The following is a 3,550-nucleotide window of genomic DNA, read 5'->3' as shown; positions in this document are numbered from 1 at the left end:
GGTGGGACTCACCGAGGATCAAGCCCTGGTCCGCTATGCGCTCTGGCGTCGCCTCTTCTGCGGGGAGGGGTGGAGCCGGATCGGTCCCGAGGTGAAGCTGCCCGGCCCGGTACGGCCTCGGACCATCAAGGATGACCTGCTCGCCCAGGTGGTGGAGGCGCCCCTGCCAGAGCCGTCGCTGCCAGAGGCGGCCACCGAGCGGCTGGCCATACGCTACTCGTTCCCCACGTGGCTGGTGGAGCGGCTGGCCACGCTGCACCCGGAGCCGGTGTTGGAGGCCTTGCTCGCCGCACTGGATGAGGAGCCACCGCTGCACTTCCGCGTCAGGCCCACCGGGACGCGCGCGGAGGTGCTCGCCCTGCTGACAGAGGAGGGGGTGGTCGCTGAGCCCGTGGAGCTCGCCCCGGACGCGCTGCGGATCGCCGATGCGAGCCACCGCGTCTTCGAGACGAAGGCCATGAAGACGGGCCGCCTCCAGGTTCAGGACGTGGGCAGCCAGCTCATTGCGGAGGTGTGCCGCCCGCCGGGGGGCACGCTGGAGGGCCTCACGGTGGCGGACATCTGCGCCGGGGCAGGGGGCAAGACGCTGGCGCTGGCGGACGGAGTGGGGGCTTCGGGCAGGGTGCTGGCGGGAGACCGCTCGCGGCGGCGGCTGGCCCAGGCCCGCGAGCGTGTGAAGGATCTGTCCGTGCGCAACGTGTCTTTCCCCCACCCGCTGCCCCTGGCGGGGGCGGACGTGCTGCTGGTGGACGCGCCCTGCAGTGGAACGGGCTCGCTGGGCAGGGAGCCGGACCAGAAGTGGAAGCTCACCCCCAAGGCGATCACGGACTTCCAGGCCACCCAGCTGGCGCTGCTGGAGGAGGTGGGGCGAGAGGCCCGGCCCGGGGCGCTCATCGTCTATGCCACCTGCTCCCTGCTGCCAGAAGAGAATGACGCGGTGGTGCAGAGCTTCCTGGAGAAGCAGCCGGGCTTCACGCTGGAGCCGGTGGGGCCGGTGCTGGGGCCGGAGCGGGCGGCGGCGCTCTGCGACGGTCCTTTTCTGCGCCCCATTCCACCGCGAGTGCCAGGAGGGGGCTTCTTCGCGGCCCGGCTTCGCAAGATCCAGGGTTGACAGTCCCCAACGCCACACGTTACGCACGACACTGTCAGCTCTTCCGAGGGGTCTCCCGTCTTGGCAGACGTCAAGCAGACCGATGTGATGAAGCAGATCCAGCAGGCGTTCCAGTCCGCTCAGGCTCAGCTGGCGCAGCTGCGCGAGCAGGTGAGCCACACCGCGGAGCTGGCCCGGTTGAACTCGCAGGGCAACTACCTGCAGATGGAGAAGGACAAGGCGCTGCGGGGGCTGGGCGAGGCGGTGTGGCGGCTGATGCAGAAGGGCAAGCTGGAGCTTCCGCCCTCGCTTGCACCGGCGGTGAAGGCGGTAGAAGCAGCCGAGCAGAAGGCGGCGGCGCACGCGTCGGAGATCACCGACATCCTCCAGGAAGGAGAAGCACTGGCGGCGCGGTTGAAGGGGAAAAACGACGGCAGGCCGCAAACACCTCTGGCGTCGAAGCCTAAAAAGAAGTAGAAGGTCGCCGCTTTAAACGCGGTCGCTCCCCAGAGCGGCGGCAGAAGAGAATCTCGGGGCTATAGCTCAGCTGGGAGAGCGCTTGAATGGCATTCAAGAGGTCACCGGTTCGATCCCGGTTAGCTCCACAATAAAGCCCTCCGAGGAGAACCCTCGGAGGGCTTTGGCTTTTACGGGCCTCGTGGGCCCTCCTCAGCACATGGCCGCGTACATGGGCCAGACGAGGAGCAGGCCGTTCTCGTCGGTGATGGGCACCCAGCCCAGTGGCTCCAGGGGCGTGTCCAGGTTGACCAGGGCCCCGAGCAGCATGAAGTTTCCCCTCGCCTTGACGATGCGCACCTCCACGAACTCCCCATTCCAGCGTGGGGGGTAATCCGGCGAGAGGGAGTGGAAGCGGGCATCAGGCCTCGGCGCGACGTAGAGGCGAGACTGCCCCTTGGGAGCCAGGTGGTAGAGCTCGATGCCGCTCCACTCGAACTGCTTGGCATCGAACGGGAGGAAATCGACCTCGGGGCCCTCGTCGTCCTCCTGGATCTCGCTGATCCAGGCGCGCTCGTTCGTGCGCGCGTCGATGACGACCTGGAGATGGTGTCCCCGCCGCGCGACCACGGGGAACTTGCGGAGCGACTGGAGATCATAGTCCCAGCCGCTGATCGCGCGCAGGTCCTTCAGGACGAGCGTGCCGTCCGGCTCGAAGGCGTCGCCATCCGGCAGGAAGCACGGGATCTCACCCGAGGGAAGCTGATCCGAGCCGGTCATGGAGCGGATGAAGGCGATGCCGATGACGCCGCGCAGGGCCTCGTCGGAGATCTCCGCGCGGGACAGGTAGATCGTCTCCGACGGCAGGTCTGCTCGGGCTGGGGAGGAGGGGAGCAGGACGAGGGCTGAGAGGGTGGCGAGGACCCATCTCTTGGACACAAGGAGGAGGCTCATGCCTGTGCTCTTTGCAGTCCGCGGACCACTCCTCAGTGCCCGCGTAACAGCCTGAGATCACTTGGAGTCCATAGACGCTGCGGCCTGTGAGCCACGGCCGAGCGAGGCGCTCTCCGCGTACGTGGAGCCCCACCAACACCTGGGCCGCTCTCTGCGTGCGGTTCAGCCGCAGCGCTGAATGAAGAACGGCCGGGCCCCTGCAGAGGAGCACCGGCCGTTCGGGAACGAGGACGCTGGAGTCTGGCGCTACGCCTTGCTGGCGAAGATGTTCATCACGTCCTTGAGCAGCTTGATGGACTCATCCCGCGGGCGCTGGAAGGCGTTGCGGCCCATGATGGAGCCGAAGCCGCCGCCCTGGTGGATCTGCTTGATCTCCTCCAGCAGGGCCGGGGTGTCCTTGGCCTCGCCGCCCGAGAAGATAACGATGCGCTTGCCGTTGAAGGCCGAGCGCACCACCTCGCGCACGCGGTCGGCCATCGTCTTGGTGGCGATGCCCGCCTTCTCGAAGGCCTTCTTGGCCTCGGGCTGCTCGAGGTGATCCTGCGGCGGCTTGACCTTGATCACGTGGGCGCCCAGCTGCGCGCTGATCTGCGCCGCATACGCCACCACGTCGATGCCCGTCTCGCCCTCCTTGGACAGGTTGCCGCGAGGGTAGGCCCAGAGGACCGTGGGCAGGCCATAGGACTTGCCCTCGGCGATGATGTCGCGCAGGGCCTCGTACTGCTCGTTGCGAGCACCCGAGCCCGGGTAGATGGTGTAGCCCACCGCCGCGCAGCCCAGCCGCACTGCGTCCTTCACAGAGGACGTCACCGCGGACATGGGGTGGGGCACCTTGGCCAGCGAGTCCGAGTTGTTCAGCTTGAGGATGAGCGGGATCTCGCCCATGTACTTGCCGGCGACGGACTCCAGGAACCCGAGCGGTGCCGCGTACGCGTTGCAGCCCGAGTCGATGGCCAGCTGGATGTGGTAGTCGGGATCGTACCCAGCTGGGTTGGGCCCGAAGGAGCGCGCCGGGCCGTGCTCGAAGCCCTGGTCCACCGGGAGGATGAC

General features: G+C 67.7%; 4 protein-coding genes and 1 tRNA gene. 3 read left to right on the top strand and 2 right to left on the bottom strand.

The window, feature by feature from the left end; genetic code table 11:
- The 3 genes from VD972_RS41680 to VD972_RS41670 all read left to right on the top strand — a co-directional run.
- Positions 1–1,111: RsmB/NOP family class I SAM-dependent RNA methyltransferase (locus VD972_RS41680; protein WP_324994983.1), on the top strand; the 1,111-nt coding region annotated here is incomplete at its 5' end.
- Between the two features lie 60 nt (positions 1,112–1,171).
- On the top strand, positions 1,172–1,567 hold the full coding sequence (locus VD972_RS41675) for a hypothetical protein (protein WP_324994981.1): 396 nt from the start codon (positions 1,172–1,174) through the stop codon (positions 1,565–1,567).
- Positions 1,568–1,622: 55 nt separating this feature from the next.
- Positions 1,623–1,695: transfer RNA gene (locus VD972_RS41670), tRNA-Ala, on the top strand.
- A gap of 64 nt (positions 1,696–1,759) precedes the next feature.
- On the opposite strand, the gene VD972_RS41665 is transcribed toward VD972_RS41670, so the two are convergent.
- Together VD972_RS41665 and VD972_RS41660 are read right to left on the bottom strand one after the other, a co-directional pair.
- A complete protein-coding gene (locus VD972_RS41665; RefSeq protein ID WP_324994980.1) occupies positions 1,760–2,500 on the bottom strand; it encodes a hypothetical protein in 741 nt (246 codons plus the stop codon).
- Between the two features lie 246 nt (positions 2,501–2,746).
- The coding region (locus VD972_RS41660) for a class I fructose-bisphosphate aldolase (RefSeq protein WP_324994978.1) at positions 2,747–3,550 on the bottom strand (804 nt) is incomplete at its 5' end.

Source organism: Hyalangium sp. (assembly GCF_035629615.1).
Taxonomy (GTDB): Bacteria; Myxococcota; Myxococcia; order Myxococcales; family Myxococcaceae; genus Hyalangium.
Note: the sequence above shows the minus strand (reverse complement) of the source record. Positions and strands in the feature narration are given on the sequence as shown.